The organism is Pseudomonas sp. GW821-FHT07E12 (assembly GCF_058986605.1).
The window spans coordinates 240,029-256,161 of sequence record NZ_JBYSVX010000002.1 but is presented as its reverse complement, the minus strand read 5'-3'; the positions used below and the strand labels follow the sequence as shown (position 1 = coordinate 256,161).

General features: G+C 64.2%; 16 protein-coding genes. 8 read left to right on the top strand and 8 right to left on the bottom strand.

Translation table 11 applies throughout. From position 1 onward, the window contains the following. The first annotated feature begins 70 nt into the window (after positions 1-70). A complete protein-coding gene (locus AC3WJE_RS02645; RefSeq protein ID WP_493729222.1) occupies positions 71-1,237 on the top strand; it encodes a nucleotide sugar dehydrogenase in 1,167 nt (388 codons plus the stop codon). Between the two features lie 59 nt (positions 1,238-1,296). Here AC3WJE_RS02645 and AC3WJE_RS02640 read toward each other — a convergent pair whose 3' ends face one another. Continuing rightward, positions 1,297-2,244 (bottom strand): electron transfer flavoprotein subunit alpha/FixB family protein, encoded by a 948-nt coding sequence (locus AC3WJE_RS02640; protein ID WP_493729221.1) that lies wholly within the window; start codon positions 2,242-2,244, stop codon positions 1,297-1,299. Then, positions 2,244-2,990: an electron transfer flavoprotein subunit beta/FixA family protein gene (locus tag AC3WJE_RS02635; protein ID WP_493729220.1), complete on the bottom strand. Its 747-nt coding sequence runs from the start codon at positions 2,988-2,990 to the stop codon at positions 2,244-2,246. The genes AC3WJE_RS02640 and AC3WJE_RS02635 overlap by 1 nt, the downstream gene beginning before the upstream one ends. Before the next feature lie 223 nt (positions 2,991-3,213). Between AC3WJE_RS02635 and rfbB the strand changes: the two genes are divergently transcribed. The 4 genes from rfbB to rfbD are packed head-to-tail and all read left to right on the top strand — an operon-like array spanning position 3,214 to position 6,667. Continuing rightward, positions 3,214-4,269, top strand: coding sequence for a dTDP-glucose 4,6-dehydratase (gene rfbB / locus AC3WJE_RS02630; RefSeq protein ID WP_493729219.1), 1,056 nt, complete (start codon positions 3,214-3,216; stop codon positions 4,267-4,269). A gap of 60 nt (positions 4,270-4,329) precedes the next feature. Next, on the top strand, positions 4,330-5,217 hold the full coding sequence (gene rfbA / locus AC3WJE_RS02625) for a glucose-1-phosphate thymidylyltransferase RfbA (RefSeq protein WP_493729218.1): 888 nt from the start codon (positions 4,330-4,332) through the stop codon (positions 5,215-5,217). Continuing rightward, the gene (rfbC, locus tag AC3WJE_RS02620) at positions 5,214-5,771 is read left to right on the top strand and encodes a dTDP-4-dehydrorhamnose 3,5-epimerase (RefSeq protein ID WP_493729217.1); all 558 of its coding nucleotides are present in this window, start codon (positions 5,214-5,216) and stop codon (positions 5,769-5,771) included. Before rfbA ends, rfbC begins: the two co-directional genes overlap by 4 nt. Then, positions 5,768-6,667 (top strand): dTDP-4-dehydrorhamnose reductase, encoded by a 900-nt coding sequence (gene rfbD, locus AC3WJE_RS02615; protein ID WP_493729216.1) that lies wholly within the window; start codon positions 5,768-5,770, stop codon positions 6,665-6,667. Before rfbC ends, rfbD begins: the two co-directional genes overlap by 4 nt. Before the next feature lie 93 nt (positions 6,668-6,760). On the opposite strand, the gene AC3WJE_RS02610 is transcribed toward rfbD, so the two are convergent. Both AC3WJE_RS02610 and AC3WJE_RS02605 read right to left on the bottom strand, forming a co-directional pair. After that, a complete protein-coding gene (locus tag AC3WJE_RS02610; protein WP_493729215.1) occupies positions 6,761-8,164 on the bottom strand; it encodes a mannose-1-phosphate guanylyltransferase/mannose-6-phosphate isomerase in 1,404 nt (467 codons plus the stop codon). 17 nt (positions 8,165-8,181) lie between these two features. Then, entirely contained in the window at positions 8,182-9,528 is a 1,347-nt protein-coding gene (locus AC3WJE_RS02605; RefSeq protein WP_493729214.1) for a phosphohexomutase domain-containing protein, read from the bottom strand. A gap of 140 nt (positions 9,529-9,668) precedes the next feature. Here AC3WJE_RS02605 and AC3WJE_RS02600 point away from each other — a divergent pair, with 140 nt between their 5' ends. Next, positions 9,669-10,403 (top strand): CoA transferase subunit A, encoded by a 735-nt coding sequence (locus AC3WJE_RS02600; RefSeq protein WP_493729213.1) that lies wholly within the window; start codon positions 9,669-9,671, stop codon positions 10,401-10,403. Then, the gene (locus AC3WJE_RS02595; RefSeq protein ID WP_493729212.1) at positions 10,403-11,029 is read left to right on the top strand and encodes a 3-oxoacid CoA-transferase subunit B; all 627 of its coding nucleotides are present in this window, start codon (positions 10,403-10,405) and stop codon (positions 11,027-11,029) included. Before AC3WJE_RS02600 ends, AC3WJE_RS02595 begins: the two co-directional genes overlap by 1 nt. A 117-nt stretch (positions 11,030-11,146) precedes the next feature. On the opposite strand, the gene AC3WJE_RS02590 is transcribed toward AC3WJE_RS02595, so the two are convergent. Continuing rightward, complete coding sequence (locus tag AC3WJE_RS02590) at positions 11,147-12,796, bottom strand: electron transfer flavoprotein-ubiquinone oxidoreductase (RefSeq protein ID WP_493729211.1); 1,650 nt, start codon at positions 12,794-12,796, stop codon at positions 11,147-11,149. 138 nt (positions 12,797-12,934) lie between these two features. Here AC3WJE_RS02590 and AC3WJE_RS02585 point away from each other — a divergent pair, with 138 nt between their 5' ends. After that, entirely contained in the window at positions 12,935-13,492 is a 558-nt protein-coding gene (locus tag AC3WJE_RS02585) for an alpha-ketoglutarate-dependent dioxygenase AlkB family protein (protein WP_493729210.1), read from the top strand. Between the two features lie 94 nt (positions 13,493-13,586). On the opposite strand, the gene AC3WJE_RS02580 is transcribed toward AC3WJE_RS02585, so the two are convergent. From AC3WJE_RS02580 to AC3WJE_RS02570, 3 genes are all read right to left on the bottom strand, one after another. Beyond that, positions 13,587-14,225, bottom strand: coding sequence for an ABC-type transport auxiliary lipoprotein family protein (locus tag AC3WJE_RS02580; protein WP_493729209.1), 639 nt, complete (start codon positions 14,223-14,225; stop codon positions 13,587-13,589). Between the two features lie 5 nt (positions 14,226-14,230). Then, the gene (locus AC3WJE_RS02575) at positions 14,231-15,157 is read right to left on the bottom strand and encodes an MlaD family protein (protein ID WP_493729208.1); all 927 of its coding nucleotides are present in this window, start codon (positions 15,155-15,157) and stop codon (positions 14,231-14,233) included. 65 nt (positions 15,158-15,222) lie between these two features. Beyond that, a complete protein-coding gene (locus AC3WJE_RS02570; protein WP_493729207.1) occupies positions 15,223-16,074 on the bottom strand; it encodes an ABC transporter ATP-binding protein in 852 nt (283 codons plus the stop codon). Positions 16,075-16,133 lie beyond the last annotated feature (59 nt).

The window sequence follows — 16,133 nt, the reverse complement described above, 5'->3', positions numbered from 1 at the left end:
GGCATTTAGACTGATATTACTGGGAACCGTAGCTTTCGAAATCCGAATGTCGATTCTTTATTGAGGCTCTATGAAAATCGCAATTGCAGGTACAGGTTACGTTGGACTTTCCAATGGGATATTACTAGCCCGTCGGCATGAGGTAGTGGCGCTCGACATCGTGGCGGATAAAGTCAATCTGCTCAATAGAGGGGAATCCCCGATCGTCGACAAGGAGCTTCAGGAGCACTTGTCGGGTGGTGGGCTGAATTTCCGGGCCACGCTGGATCCTCTTGAAGCGTATGGGGCCGCTGATTTCGTCATCATCGCCACGCCGACGGACTATGACTCCGATACGAATTACTTCAACACGCGTTCGATCGAGACCGTGATTGGGCAGGTGCTGCAGATCAACCCGAAGGCGACGATGGTGATCAAGTCGACCATACCGGTTGGGTACGTACAGAGGGTGCGCGAGCAGTTCGGTGTGGACAACATCATTTTCTCACCGGAGTTCCTGCGCGAAGGTCGCGCGCTCTATGACAATCTGTATCCGTCGCGGATCATCGTTGGCGAACGCTCTGAGCGCGCGCGAGTGTTTGTCGGGCTGCTGCAGGAGGGAGCCCTGAGGAAGGATGTTCCAGTGCTGTTCACGGAGCCGACGGAGGCGGAGGCGATCAAGCTTTTTGCCAATACCTACCTGGCGATGCGCGTGTCCTACTTTAACGAGCTTGATACCTATGCGCTGACCCATGGCTTGGACAGCCGCCAGATTATTGAAGGCATCTGTCTGGATCCTCGTATCGGTGGGCATTACAACAATCCTTCGTTCGGTTATGGCGGGTACTGTCTGCCGAAGGACACCAAGCAGTTGCTGGCGAATTACCAGAGCGTACCGCAGAACTTGATTCGAGCGATCGTTGATTCCAATACCACCCGCAAGGATTTCATTGCGACAGATATTCTCAGGAAACAGCCCAGGGTAGTGGGTATTTATCGCTTGATCATGAAGAGCGGATCGGACAATTTCCGATCGTCCAGCATCCAGGGGATCATGAAGCGAATCAAGGCGAAGGGCGTGGATGTGATCGTCCACGAGCCATGCCTGGAAGGAGCGGAGTTCTTTCGCTCGCGTGTGGTCAATAACCTTGAAGCTTTCAAGGCGGAAGCCGACGTTATCATCAGCAACCGGATGTCTGATGCCTTGGAGGATGTCAGGGAAAAGGTTTATACGCGAGATCTTTTCGGCGATAACTGAGCGACAACTGGCGTATTTTCATCGGGCACCCATGTAGGGGCCCGATGACTGTCGGGGGATCACCCCAACGCTGTCTCCAGCTCCGGCAGCAGCTTGAACAGATCCCCCACCAACCCGATATCGGCAATCTCGAAGATAGGGGCCTCGCCGTCCTTGTTGATCGCCACGATCGTGCCCGCATCCTTGATGCCGGTCAGGTGCTGGATCGCACCGCTGATGCCGACCGCCACGTACAGCTCCGGGGCGATGATCTTGCCGGTCTGGCCGACCTGCAGTTCGTTCGGCACGTAGCCGGCGTCGACGGCGGCGCGCGAGGCGCCCACGGCCGCGCCGAGCTTGTCGGCGAGCTGGTAGATGACCTGGAAGTTCTCGGCCGAGCCGACGCCGCGGCCGCCGGACACTACGCGCCTGGCGCTTTGCAGGTCGGGGCGATCGGATTTGCCGGCGGCCAGGCCGACGAAGCGAGTGTGGCCCGGTAGGGGGGCGGAGGTAGTGGCTGCCTCCACCGTGGCATTACCGCCCTTGGCCGCTTCCGGCCAGGAAGCGCTGCGCACGGTGGCGACAACGACCTGGTCGGTCGGGGCTTCGACAGTGATGATCGCGTTGCCGGCGTAGATCGGGCGCTTGAAGGTGTAGGCGCCCTCGACGGCCATCAGATCGGAAATCTGGTTGACGCCCAGCCGTGCGGCCACGACCGGCAGCAGGTCCTTGCCGAAGGTGGTGGACGGGCCGAACACGTGGCTGTAGCCGCCGGCTTTGACCAGTTCAGCGATCTGTGGGGCGAGCACCTGCGCGATGGCGTGTGCATTGGCCGGGTTGGCCACGCTCAGCACCTTGGCCACGCCCGCGATCTGCGCGGCCTGTGTGGCGATGGCGGCCGGGTCGGCGGCCAGCACGACGATATCGATAGCCGCGCCGTCGATGGCCTGTGCGGCGCTGACGGTCTTGGCGGTGGCGGCATTGAGCTGGCCGTTGAGGTGTTCGGCGATTACGAGAATCCTGCTCATTACAACAACCCCTTCTGCTTGAGTGCGGCCACCAGTTCGGCGGCGTCCTTGACCATCACGCCGCGGCTGCGCTTGGCCGGCGCGGCGTAGTGAGTGGTCTTCAGGCTGTCGTTGGCCTCCACGCCGAGATCGGCGAAGGCGAGCGTCTCCAGCGGCTTGCTCTTGGCCTTCATGATGTCGGGCAGCTTGATGAAGCGCGGCTCGTTCAGGCGCAGGTCGGTGGTGACTACCGCGGGCAGGTCCACATCCAGCGTTTCCAGGCCGGCATCGACCTCGCGGGTCACGGTGGCTTTGTCGCCGGCAATCTCCAGTTTGCTGGCGAAGGTGGCCTGCGGCCGACCCCACAGCGTGGCCAGCATCTGGCCGGTCTGGTTGGCGTCGTCGTCGATCGCCTGCTTGCCGAGGATCACCAGTTGCGGCTGTTCCTTCTCGACCAGCTTGAGCAGGGTGCGCGCGGCGGTCAGCGGCTGGATCGGGGCGTCGGTGACCACGTGGATGGCGCGGTTGGCGCCCATGGCCAGGCCATTGCGCAGATGCGCGGCGGCGTCCGCCGGGGCGATCGTGACGACCACGACTTCGGTGGCGATGCCTTTATCGCGCAGGCGCAGGGCTTCTTCGAGGGCGATTTCATCGAACGGGTTGGCCGAGAGCTTGACGCCGTCGGTGACCACGCCGGAACCGTCCGGCTTCACCTGGATGCGGACGTTGTAATCCACCACGCGCTTGTAGGCGACGAGGATTTTCATCTTGTACGAGATCCTTCAGCAGTTGCGGGAAGGCCCGGCCGCGGCGGCTGGCGCGGGGCAGTGTGTCAATTCTAGCGGGGGAAGCCTGACCATGCGATGGCGTATGGGGCGTGCCGGGTGGCGCATGTCCCGATTGGTCATCCATCCGGCACCGCAAGGTAAACTGAGTTGCTGGAACGTGCCTTGTTTCTTGCGGGGCAGATTAACGACTAGGGGATGTGCGTTGGCAACTTGGCTCGTGACCGGTGGTGCCGGTTTTATTGGCGGCAACTTCGTCCTCCAGGCGGTGGCACATGGACACCGGGTGATCAACCTGGATGCGCTGACCTATGCAGGCAACCTGAACACGCTCGCTTCGCTGCAAGGCAATCCTGATCATCTGTTCGTGCACGGCGACATCGGAGACCGCGACCTTGTGGCGCGTTTGCTCGCCGAGCATCAGCCCGACGCAGTCGTGAACTTCGCTGCCGAGAGTCACGTCGATCGCTCGATCGAAGGCCCGGGCGCGTTCATACAGACCAACGTGGTCGGTACGCTGGGCCTGCTGGAAGCCGTGCGCGATTACTGGAAGGCCTTGCCGGACGGCCATCGCGAGGCGTTCCGCTTCCTGCATGTGTCCACCGACGAGGTCTACGGCACGCTCGGCGAGACCGGCAAGTTCACCGAAACCACGCCATATGCGCCGAACTCGCCGTACTCGGCGTCCAAGGCCGCTTCAGACCACCTGGTGCGTGCCTTCCACCACACCTACGGTCTGCCGACGCTGACCACCAACTGCTCCAACAACTACGGCCCCTACCACTTCCCGGAGAAGCTGATCCCGCTGGTGATCGCCAAGGCGTTGGCCGGCGAACCGTTGCCGGTATACGGCGACGGCAAGCAGGTGCGTGATTGGCTGTTCGTCGCCGACCATTGCGAGGCGATCCGTACGGTGCTGGCCAAGGGGCGGGTAGGCGAGACCTATAACGTGGGCGGCAATGCCGAGCGTCAGAACATCGAAGTGGTACGCGCGATCTGTGAACTGCTGGACGAACGTCGTCCGCGTGAGGATGGTCAGCCGCGCGCCAGCCAGATCACCTACGTCACCGATCGCCCAGGCCACGACCGCCGCTATGCGATCGATGCCTCCAAGTTGAAGAACGAACTGGGCTGGGAGCCGAAATACAGCTTCGAGCAAGGCATCGCCTTCACCGTGGATTGGTACTTGAATAATCAGGACTGGGTGCGCGGCGTGCTCGATGGCAGCTATCGCCTCGAACGCATTGGCGCTGCGGCGTAGGTGCGAGTCTTTCGCAAGAGCCCGCGCCTGCGCGTGCGGGCCGTACAAGGATAAAGACCGATGACACAACGCAAGGGCATCGTCCTCGCCGGTGGTTCCGGCACGCGGCTGTATCCGATCACCAAGGGCGTCAGCAAGCAACTGCTGCCGGTGTACGACAAGCCGATGATCTACTACCCGCTCAGCGTGCTGATGCTGGCCGGGATCCGTGAGGTGTTGATCATCAATACGCCACACGAGCAGGCACTGTTCCAAAACCTGCTGGGTGACGGCTCGCAGTGGGGCATGGACATCCGCTATGCGGTGCAGCCGAGCCCGGATGGCCTGGCGCAGGCCTATCTGATCGGCCGTGAGTTCGTGGCCGGCCAGCCGAGCTGCCTGGTGTTGGGCGACAACATCTTTCACGGCCACGGTTTGACCGAGACACTCAAGCGCGCCGATGAACGCCAGGACGGTGCGACCGTGTTCGGCTACTGGGTGCGTGACCCGGAACGTTACGGCGTGGCTGAGTTTGATGCGCAGGGCAAGGTCATCGACATCGAGGAAAAGCCAGCACAACCACGCTCCAACTATGCCGTGACAGGGCTGTACTTCTACGACGGCAAGGCACCGGACTACGCCGCCGAACTCAAGCCATCGCCACGCGGTGAACTGGAGATCACCGATCTCAATCGGCGTTATCTCGAAGAAGGTACGCTGCATCTGGAAGCGTTGGGACGCGGCTACGCCTGGCTCGATACCGGTACCCACCAGTCGATGCACGAGGCGGCCAACTTCATCGAGACGATCCAGGCGCGCCAGGGCTTGCAGGTGTGCTGCCCTGAGGAGATCGCCTTCGGCCAGGGCTGGATCGATGCGGCTCAGTTGGAGGCGCTCGCCGCACCGCTGTTGAAGAACGGCTACGGCCAGTATCTACATGAACTCGCCAGGCGAGGAGTGATCCATTGAAAGTGATTGAAACGTCACTGCCGGGCTGCATGGTAATCGAGCCGGCTGTGTTCGGCGATGAGCGTGGGGTGTTCTTCGAGGCCTGGAACGCGGATCGTTTCCAGCAACACGGTCTGCGGGCTCACTTCGTTCAGAGCAACGTCTCGACCTCCGTACGCGGCGTGCTGCGCGGGCTGCACTATCAGTGGCCGCGGCCCCAGGGCAAGCTGGTCAGCGTGCTCGAGGGCGAGGTCTACGACGTGGCGGTCGATATCCGTCGCGGCTCGCCAACCTTCGGTCGCTGGGAGGCGGTGGTGCTGAGCGCGCAGAACCGGCGCCAGCTCTGGATCCCGGAAGGGTTCGCACATGGCTTTGCGGTGCTGTCCGAGCGCGCGGTGTTCAACTACCTGTGCACCGACGTCTACGTGAAGGAAGCCGATGCCGGCGTGCGTTGGAACGACGGCGCCATTGGCGTGGATTGGCCGATCTCAGATCCGGTGCTGTCGGCAAAAGATGCCAATGCCCCTTTCCTGGAGCAGATCGCGGAAGAAAGGTTGCCGGTGTACGTGCCATGAGGGTTCTGGTGTTCGGTGGCAACGGTCAGGTCGGCCAGGAGTTGCTGCGTGCGCTGGTCGGTCATGAGGTTGTGGCGACGACGCGCAGTGGTGTGCTGCCGGATGGCACAAGCTGCCTGCGTGCGGACTTCGATCAGCCGGAATCGCTGGTGGAACTGCTCGACGTCGAGCGTCCGGATTGGGTCATCAATGCGGCCGCCTACACCGCTGTGGACAAGGCCGAAGGCGATCGCGATGCCGCATTCCGGGCCAACGCGCAGGCATCGGGTGTCATCGCACGCTGGTGTGCGGCGCATGACGTGCCGCTGGTGCATTACTCGACGGATTACGTATTCGACGGCCAGGGCAAGCGTCCGTATTTGCCCGACGATGCGACCGCACCGTTGGGCGTATACGGTGAAAGCAAACTGGCAGGCGAAGAGGCGATTCGCGCGGAAGGCGGCAAGCACCTGATCTTCCGCACGGCCTGGGTGTATGCCTCGCATGGGAACAACTTCCTGCGCACGATGTTGCGGGTCGGTGCCGAGCGCGATGAGCTGCGTGTGGTTGCCGACCAGATCGGCACGCCGACCCCGGCGGCGTTGATCGCCGATGTCACCGTGCAGGTGCTGCGGCATCCGCAGCCGGTGTGGGGTAGCTATCACCTCACCGCTCTCGGCCAGACCAGCTGGCACGGTTTCGCCGAGGAGATCTTTGCTCAGGCCCAGACCCGGGGCTTGATCGCACGGATACCGAAGGTCGCGGCCATCACCACCGCGGACTACCCGACGCCGGCACGCCGTCCGTCCTATTCCTGTCTGGACACGACGTCGCTACGGGAGACGTTCGGAGTCACGTTGCCGGACTGGCGCGAAGGCGTCGGGCGCGTGCTAGACGAGTTGCCGACACGCGCCTGAGGTCGGATGCGCAGGCGACATCGTCCTCTCAGGCGAGAAACGAAAACGGCGACCTTTCGGTCGCCGTTTTCGCGAGTGGCTGCTACCGATGGATCAGGTACGGCCGTAGGTATCTTCGAAGCGGACGATGTCGTCCTCGCCGAGATAACTGCCGGACTGCACTTCGATCAGCTCAAGCGGCAGCTTGCCCGGGTTGCGCAGGCGATGGGTGACGCCGAGCGGAATGTAGGTGCTCTGGTTTTCGGTCAACAGCAATACCTCCTCGCCGCGGGTGACTTCGGCGGTGCCGCTGACCACGATCCAGTGCTCGGCGCGATGGTGGTGCATCTGCAGGCTGAGCGTGGCGCCCGGCTTGACGGTGATGCGCTTGACCTGGAAACGCTGGCCCATGTCGATGGAGTCGTAGGCGCCCCACGGCCGGTACACCTTGCGGTGCCAGGTCGCCTCGGAGCGGTTGTCCTGCTTGATCTTCGCAACGACGGCCTTGACCTCCTGGATGCGCTCGCCACGTCCGACCAGCACTGCGTCGTCGGTTTCCACGACGACCACGTCGTCCAGGCCGACCATCGCGATCAGGCGGCTGCCATAGGCGTAGGTGTTGCGGCAGTCGACCGCGATGACGTCGCCATGGTGAGCATTGCCCTGCGCGTCCTTCACCGAGACCTCGCGCAGCGCGGACCATGAGCCGACGTCGCTCCAGCCAGCGCTGAGCGGCACGACCACGGCCGAATGGGTCTTTTCCATGACCGCATAGTCGATCGAATCCGATGGCGTGGCGGCGAAGGCATCCTTGTCGAGGCGGATGAAGTCGGCATCGCGCTTGGCCAGCTCCCAGGCCTTGCGGCTGCCCTCGAGGATCGCCGGGTTGAACTTCGCCAGCTCTTCCAAGTAGCGCGAGGCCTTGAACAGGAACATGCCGCTGTTCCAGTAGTACTCGCCGGACGCGACATAACCCTGGGCGGTTTCCAGGTCGGGCTTCTCGACGAAACGCTCGACCGGACGCACCGACGTGCCCGTGGCCGCCTTGATGTAGCCGTAGCCGATTTCCGGACCGGTCGGCACGATGCCGAAGGTGACCAGTTTGCCGGCCTCGGCCGCGGCGACGGCTTCGCGCACCACTTCGCGGAAGCCGGCTTCATCGGTGATCACGTGGTCGGAGGGCAGCACCAGCAACAGGGCGTCCTGATCGTTGCGGGTTGCTTCCAGTGCGGCCAGTGCAATCGCCGGTGCGGTGTTGCGGCCGATCGGCTCCAGCAGGATCGCCTGCGGGCGTGCATTGACCTGCTGCAACTGTTCCGCGGCGATGAAGCGGTGCTCTTCGTTGGCGACGATGATCGGCGCGCGACCGGCGATCGCCGCCACGCGCTTCCAGGTCGCTTGCAGCATCGTGTGGTCACCGACCAGGGGCAGGAACTGCTTGGGATAGGCTTCGCGCGAGAGCGGCCACAGGCGGGTGCCGGAACCACCGGAAAGAATGACGGGCTGGATGTCGTTCATGGATTACGTCCTTGAGTTCAAGCGTTGATGAGGTCGGAGATTTCGCGTGTGCGCGCGTGCATCAGCGCTGCATCACCACGTGATTCGACGTTGAGTCGCAGCAAGGGTTCGGTGTTGGAGCTGCGGAGATTGAAGCGCCAGTCGCCGAAGTCGGCACTGACGCCGTCGGTGTAGTCCAGCGCTGGCGACAGGGCGGCGAAGTGCCCCATCACGCGCGCCACGGCGGTCTTGGCATCGGCGACCTTGAAGTTGATCTCACCGCTGCAGGGGAACTTCTGCATGCGGTCCTCGACCAGGTCGGCGAGGGTGAGGCCGCTGCGCGAGACCAGCTCGGCGATCAGCAACCACGGGATCATGCCCGAGTCGGCGTAGGCGAATTCGCGGAAATAGTGGTGGGCGCTCATCTCGCCGCCGTACACCGCGTTCTCCGAGCGCATCTTTTCCTTGATGAAGGCGTGCCCGCTCTTGCACAGCACCGGTACGCCACCGGCGGCTTCCACCATCTCCACGGTGTTCCAGGTCAGGCGCGGATCGTGCACGACCTTGCCGCCGGGCTGCTTGGCGAGGATGGCCTGGGCCAGCAGGCCGACCAGGTAGTAGCCCTCGATGAAGCGGCCGCTGTGGTCGAAGAAGAAGCAGCGGTCGAAATCGCCGTCCCAGGCGATGCCGAAGTCGGCGCCGTGTTCCTGCACTGCACGCGCAGTGGCGTCGCGGTTTTCCGGCAACAGCGGATTGGGGATGCCGTTGGGGAAATGGCCGTCGGGTTCGTGGAAGACGCGGACGAATTCGAACGGCAGGTGCGGGGCGAGCAGGTCCACGATCACGCCGGCGCCGCCGTTGCCGGCATTGACCACCAGCTTGAGCGGCTTGAGCGCGCGGGTGTCCACGTAGCTGAGCAGGTGCGCGATGTAGGCCGACTTGTCGGTCTGGCTGCGCTGCGCTGCGGTGGGCTCGGTGGCGGGCGCGGTGTCGGCGGCGACGGTATCGCGGATCGCGAACAGGCCGGTATCGGAGCTGATCGGCCGGGCCTGCTCGCGCACCAGCTTCATGCCGTTGTAATCCATCGGGTTGTGGCTGGCGGTGACCATAACGCCGCCTGCCGCGCCAAGATGATCGGTCTGGAAGTAGACCTCCTCGGTGCCGCACAGCCCGATATCGATGACTTCACGGCCGGCCGAACGCAGGCCGGCCGACAGCGCGTCCTGCAGGGCGGGACTGGCCAGGCGCACGTCGTGACCCAGTACCACCGGCCCCTCGCTTATCTGTGCTGCCAGTGCCACGCCGATGCGGCGGGCCAAGTCCTCGTTCAATTCGTCAGGTACGCGACCGCGGATATCGTAGGCCTTGAAGGCAGGCAGGGTCATGGGCGTCTTTCCTTTGGGGGAACCCCGAGTTTAACGGCTCGGCCACGCCCTGGCACCGCTGATGCGGGACCAAAGGGTGCGGCGACAGGCGCCAGTCAGTCATTACAATGCACTGCATCACATCAACGTGGAGGGCGTGGATGAGCAGTCCGGTGGTTTCTGGAGGGCAGGGCAAGCGCTGGCCCGACGCGGGGGCGGCATTGGCGGACATCGTGGCCGATGGCCAGACGCTGGCGGTCGGCGGGTTCGGCCTGTGCGGGATCCCCGAGGCGCTGATCACGGCGTTGCGGGATTCAGGCGTGAAGGACCTGACGGTCATTTCCAACAATGCCGGGGTGGATGGCTTCGGATTGGGCGTGCTGCTGGGCACGCGCCAGATCCGCAAGATGATTTCTTCCTACGTGGGCGAGAACAAGGAGTTCGAGCGGCAGTACCTGTCCGGCGAACTGGAACTTGAGTTCAACCCGCAGGGCACGCTGGCCGAGCGTCTGCGTGCAGGAGGGGCCGGGATTCCTGCGTTCTATACCGCCACCGGCTACGGCACGGTGGTGGCCGAGGGCAAGGAGGTGCGCGAATTCGACGGCAAGCACTATGTGCTGGAAACCGCGCTCAAGGCCGATGTCGCGCTGATCAAGGCGTGGAAGGCCGATACCGCCGGCAATCTGGTGTTCCGCAAGACCGCGCGCAACTTCAATCCGGCCTGTGCCATGGCGGGCAAGGTGTGTGTCGTCGAGGTCGAGGAACTGGTCGAGGTTGGCGCGATCGATCCGGACCAGGTTCATCTCCCCGGCATCTACGTCGATCGGATCGTGGTCAATGCCACGCCGGAGAAACGCATCGAACAGCGCACGGTACGCAGCAAGGAGAGTGTCTGATGGCCTGGACCCGCGATCAGATGGCGGCGCGTGCGGCTGCGGAGCTGGCGGACGGCATGTACGTCAATCTCGGTATCGGCCTGCCGACGCTGGTGGCCAACCACATCCCGGAGGGTGTGGATGTATGGCTGCAGTCGGAGAACGGCCTGCTCGGGATCGGCCCATTCCCGACCGAGGAGGAGCTGGATGCGGACCTGATCAACGCCGGCAAGCAGACGGTGACAGCGCGACCGGGCGCCAGCTACTTCGGCAGCCACGACTCGTTCGCGATGATCCGTGGCGGCCATATCGACCTGGCGATCCTCGGTGCGATGCAGGTCACGGATGGCGGCGATATCGCCAACTGGATGGTGCCCGGCAAGATGGTCAAGGGCATGGGTGGGGCGATGGATCTGGTAGCCGGCGTCAAGCGCGTGGTGGTGCTGATGGAGCACACCGCCAAGAACGGCGAGCACAAGATCCTGCCGGCATGCACGCTGCCGCTGACCGGCGTCGGCGTGGTTGATCGCATCATTACCGACCTGGCGGTGATGGATGTCACTGTGGAGGGGTTGAAGCTGGTCGAGCTTGCCGAAGGTGTCGATATCGACGCGCTGCGAGCAGCCACGGGTGTCGAGATTTCGTAGCGGCGCGAATCACCTCGCGAGAGACGTTGCAAAAAGGCCATGCGCAGTCCGCATGGCCTTTTCGTTTCTCTGTGATGTCTGCGGGAAAATCGCTCGTTCTAGATCCAGTTGCGACGATTACAGATTCTGGTAGTTCGGCCCCGAACCACCCTCCGGCGTCACCCAGTCGATGATCTGGTAGGGGTCCTTGATGTCGCAGGTCTTGCAGTGCACGCAGTTGGCGGCGTTGATCTGCAGGCGTTTGCCAGTCTGCGTGCTGGCGTCCTCGACGATCTCGTAGACGCCGGCCGGGCAGAAGCGGGTGCAGGGGTTGTCGTACTCGGTGGCGCAGCGGGTCACGCAGATCGAGGTGTCGTGCACGCGCAGGTGCACCGGTTGGTCCTCATCGTGCTCGGTGGCGGCGAAGTAGACCGCCTGCAGGCGGTCGCGTGGGGCCAGGTCACGCTGTATGTAGTCGCGTTTCGGTTCTTCGTATTCGCCGATCTTGTCGAGCGATGCCCAATCCGCCGTCACCTTCAGTGTCCACGGCGAGGCGCCCTTGACCGCGGTTTCCCAGGCGGCGTTGAGCAGGCCGAACCACAGGCCCTTCTTGAAGCCGGGCTTGATGTTGCGCACCTGCTTCAGCTCGGCCATCACCTCCGAAGCGCGCAGCTTGGCGTCGAAGCCCTCCGGTGCCAGTTGCGAGGCGACCAGGTGTTCGGCGGCGAGCATGCCGCTTTGGATCGCCTGATGGGTACCCTTGATCTTGGGCACGTTGAGCAGGCCGGCGCTGTCGCCGATCAGCAGTGCACCGGGCATTTCGACCTTGGGCAGCGATTGCCAGCCGCCGGTGACGATCGCGCGCGCGCCGGCCGAGACGATGTTGCCGCCTTCCAGTAGTGGTTTGATCAGCGGATGGTTCTTCCATTGCTGGAAGGCTTCCCACGGTTTGTACTCCGGATCGCGGTAATCCAGGCCGCTGACGTAGCCGAGCGCGATGCGGTTGTCGGTCAGGTGGTAGAGGAAGCTGCCGCCGTAGGTGTGGCTGTCGGCCGGCCACCCCATCGTGTGCACGATCTTGCCGGGCGTGACGCGGCCTTCGGGCACCTGCCACAGCTCCTTGATGCCGATCGAGTAGCCCTGCGGATCGCTGTTCGCATCCAGGTCGAAGCGCTTGATCAGGCGTTTGGTCAGGTTGCCGCGCGCGCCCTCGGCGAGCACGGTGACCTTGGCGTGGATGTCGATACCGGCGGTGAAACCGGGCTTGTGCGAGCCGTCCTTGGCCACGCCCATGTCGCCGATGCGCACGCCGATCACCTTGCCGCTGTCATCGTGCAGCGTCTCGGCGGCGGCAAAGCCGGGATAGATCTCCACGCCCAACGCCTCGGCCTGCGGCGCCAGCCACGCGCACATCGCGCCGAGGCTGACGATGAAGTTGCCGTGGTTGCGCATGCCCGGCGGCACCACCGGGAACTTGCGCGCGCTGTCCTTGCCGAGGAACCAGAATTCGTCCTCGCCGGCCGGCACGCAGATCGGCGGCGGGTTGTCGCGCCAGCCGGGCAGCAGGGCGTCGAGCGGGCCCGGTTCGATCACCGCGCCGGACAGGATCTGCGCGCCGATCGTGCTGGCCTTCTCGATCACGCAGACCGACAGGTCGGGATTGAGCTGCTTGAGACGGATCGCGAACGCCAGGCCGGCCGGACCGCCGCCGACGGTGACGACGTCGTACTCCATCACGTCTCGCTCAATGACTTCGGACGCGACTGCGCCGTCTCCCGCTACCGACATGTGTTCCGCTCCCGTTGGCTCGATGGCTGCGGCCATTTTCAGGGTTTGCGCCGAGCCGGGCAAATTCCGGACGCTGGCGTATGGCAAGCAGCAGCATGCTAGCGTGCGCCGATGCGGATCGACTTGTCCGGCGCGGACGTGACTTTGCTGCGCGGCTGGTTGCCGGCCACGCAGGCCGACGTGCTGCTCGCGCACCTGCTGGCCGGGATTGACTGGGAGGTGCATCGCATCCGCTTGTTCGGGCGCGAAGTGGATTCGCCGCGATTGAGCAGTTGGATCGGTGATCCGGAGGCGAGTTACCGCTATTCAGGTACGCGTTTCGAGCCCCGGCCGTGGCCGATGTCCTTGACGGCGGTGCGCGAGCGTCTTGCCGCCGAGACCGGGGTGGCATTCAACAGCATGCTGGCCAACCGTTATCGCGACGGGCGCGACGCGATGGGCTGGCATAGCGATGACGAGCGCGAACTGGGGGCCAAGCCGCTGATCGCGTCGTTGAGCCTGGGCGCGACGCGGCGCTTTGCACTTCGTCATCGCCATGAGCGGGCGCTGCGGCAGACGCTGGAACTGGCGCACGGCGATCTGCTGTTGATGGCGGGACGGACCCAGGCGCTGTATCAGCATGCGTTGCCGCGTACGGCAAAGCCGGTGGGGGAGCGGGTGAATCTGACCTTTCGCCGGATCGAAACGGTGTTGTAGGAGCGGCTTTAGCCGCGATGGGCTTTACCGGTAAGGCCCCCATCGCGGCTGATGGCCCGAGGCCACCCAGAGCCGCTCCTACAAGGGACAGGGCTTACTGTTTGGCTGGATACGCCTGCGCGTCCTGCTGCCCGGTGGTCAGGGTCCAGCCGACCAGATCGTGCGTGGTCTTCTGCAAGGCCTTCTCGAAGGCTGCGGCCACGGCCGGGATATCGGTCGATGCGGCCGGTTCGGCGATCAGGAAGGTGCGCGAGGCCGCGACCCGCTGGTCGGTGATATGCAGCAGTTTGGCGTTGAGTTCGATCGTGGCCGAGGGCACGCTGCCGCCGGCGTAGTCGGACTCGAACCGGCGCAGATCGATCGTCAGCTTGTAGTCGGCGCGGATGCCGGTGCCCAGCCGCGCCACGCCGGCAATCTTGCCGGAATCCTCGAAGGCGCGGACCAGCGTGTCTTCGAGGATGTCGGTCGCCGGCTGCGACCAGCTGACGCCGCGGTAGACCTCCAGTTCGCCGGGCGTCGGTCGTACGTTGATGCGCGGGCTGTCGACCAGGCGTGCCGCATTCGGTTTGGTGATCGCCAGTTGCCAGGCGACCTGCGGCCAGGTCGCGTCGGCCGGCACGCGCACGTCCGGTGCGTAGAGCGTCGCGGATTCCTTGCGGCCCCCGGTCAGCAGCGAGCAGCCGGCCAGCACGCACAGCGACAGGCCGAACAGCCAGGGACGGAGCTGGGTCATCGGCTTCATTTCGGTTCGAACTCCTTCGGTGTGTCGCGGCCGAGCAGGTAGCGCGCGGGGTTGTTCTCGAGCCGGTCGGTGACCTGGCGCAGATCGCGGGTCAGCCCGCGCAGTTCGGTCAGGGTCGGGCCGAGCTGGGCCAGGCCGTCGTTGGCGAAGCTGTTGATCGCCGAGCGGTTCTCGCCAAGGATGCTGTCGGCGTTGCCGGCGGCGGAATCCAGCTTGGCGAGGGTGGCGTCGAGTTTGTCGATGATCGGAGGCAACTGCTGTACCAGGTTCTGGTCCAGCCGCTTCATCGTGCCGTTGGTGGTATCGAGCGTGGCGTTGAGGTTGCGCGCGGCATCGCGTGCGCTGACCAGCAGGGCCTGCACGCCCTGGTCGCGGTCGGCGATCGAGCCGCTCAACGTCTCCAGGTTCCGCAGTGTGGTCGAGATCGCCGCCACGTTGCGATCGCTCAGCGCCTGATCGAGCCGTTCGACGATGCGGTTGGCGGTGTCGGTGATGTTCTGCAGCGCCGAGGGCGTGGTGAGGATGATGGGCGCATCGCTCTTGTCGACCGCGGTCAGTTCCGGCGCCTCGGGCGTACCGCCGCTGAGCTGGATGATCGACGGGCCGGTGATGCTGGTGATCGCCAGCTTGGCGCGGGTGTCGGACTTGATCGGCGTGGTCGAATTGATCCGCAGCCGCGCCACCACCTGGCGCGGGTCGTTCGGTGCCAGTGTCAGCTCGGTGATCGAGCCGACCGCGATGCCGTTGTACTGCACCGGACTGCCCACCGACAGGCCGGTCACGGCCTCGCGGAACACCACCCGGTAGTTCTGCCAGGTGCGGTCGGAGGAGTACTTCGCCGCCCACAGGCCGAACAGCAGCAGGGCGAGCCCGGCCACCAGGGTGAAGACGCCGATCAGGACGTAGTTGGCTTTGGTTTCCATGGGAGGGGGCCGGGAATGGGGAAATAGGGAATGGGGAATCGGAAGAGCGGCGTGTCCTGTCTGAGCTAAGGAGGAGGTGCGGGAACGACCGATTCCCGATTCTCCATTCCCCATTCCCGGCTCTCACGTGCAGCGCGTCCGCGTGGGCCGTGGAAGTACTCCTGGATCCATGGATGGTCGATCTTCTCGATCTCCGCGAGCGGCGCGTTGGCGATGACCTTGCGGTCGGCCAGCACCGCGATGCGGTCGCAGATCGTGTACAGCGTGTCCAGGTCGTGGGTGATCATGAAGACGGTCAGGCCCAGCGCCTGCTGCAGGGTCAGGATCAACTGGTCGAAGGCGGCCGCGCCGATCGGGTCGAGTCCGGCGGTGGGTTCGTCCAGGAACAGCAGCGGCGGGTCCAGCGCCAGCGCCCGCGCCAGCCCGGCACGCTTGCGCATGCCGCCGGACAACTGCGAGGGCAGCTTGTTGAGCGCGTCGGCAGGCAGGCCAGCCAGTTTGATCTTCAACAAGGCCAATTCGTAGTGCCAGCGCTCGGGGAAATCGCCGTGGTGTTCCTTCAGTGGCACCTGTACGTTTTCACCGACCGTCAGCGAGGAGAACAGGGCGCCATCCTGGAACAGCACGCCGGTGTTGCGGGTGATATGGCGCCGGTTTTCCGGATCTTCGGAAAGGGCATCGACACCGAGCACCTCGATCTGGCCGGCGTCAGGTTTGCGCAGGCCGAGGATCGAGCGCATCAGCACCGACTTGCCGGCGCCCGAGCCACCGACCACGCCGAGGATCTCGCCGCGACGCACGTCCAGATCCAGCCCGTCATGCACGAGCTGCTCGCCGAAGCGGTTGACCAGGCCGCGGACTTGGATGGCAGCTTCGCTGCGATCGTGATTGGGGATTGGGGATTGGGGATTGGTCAAGGCAAAAGCTCCCCGCAAGCCAGGGCAGCGCCTGTGCTTTTGCTTCTAACCAATCCCGA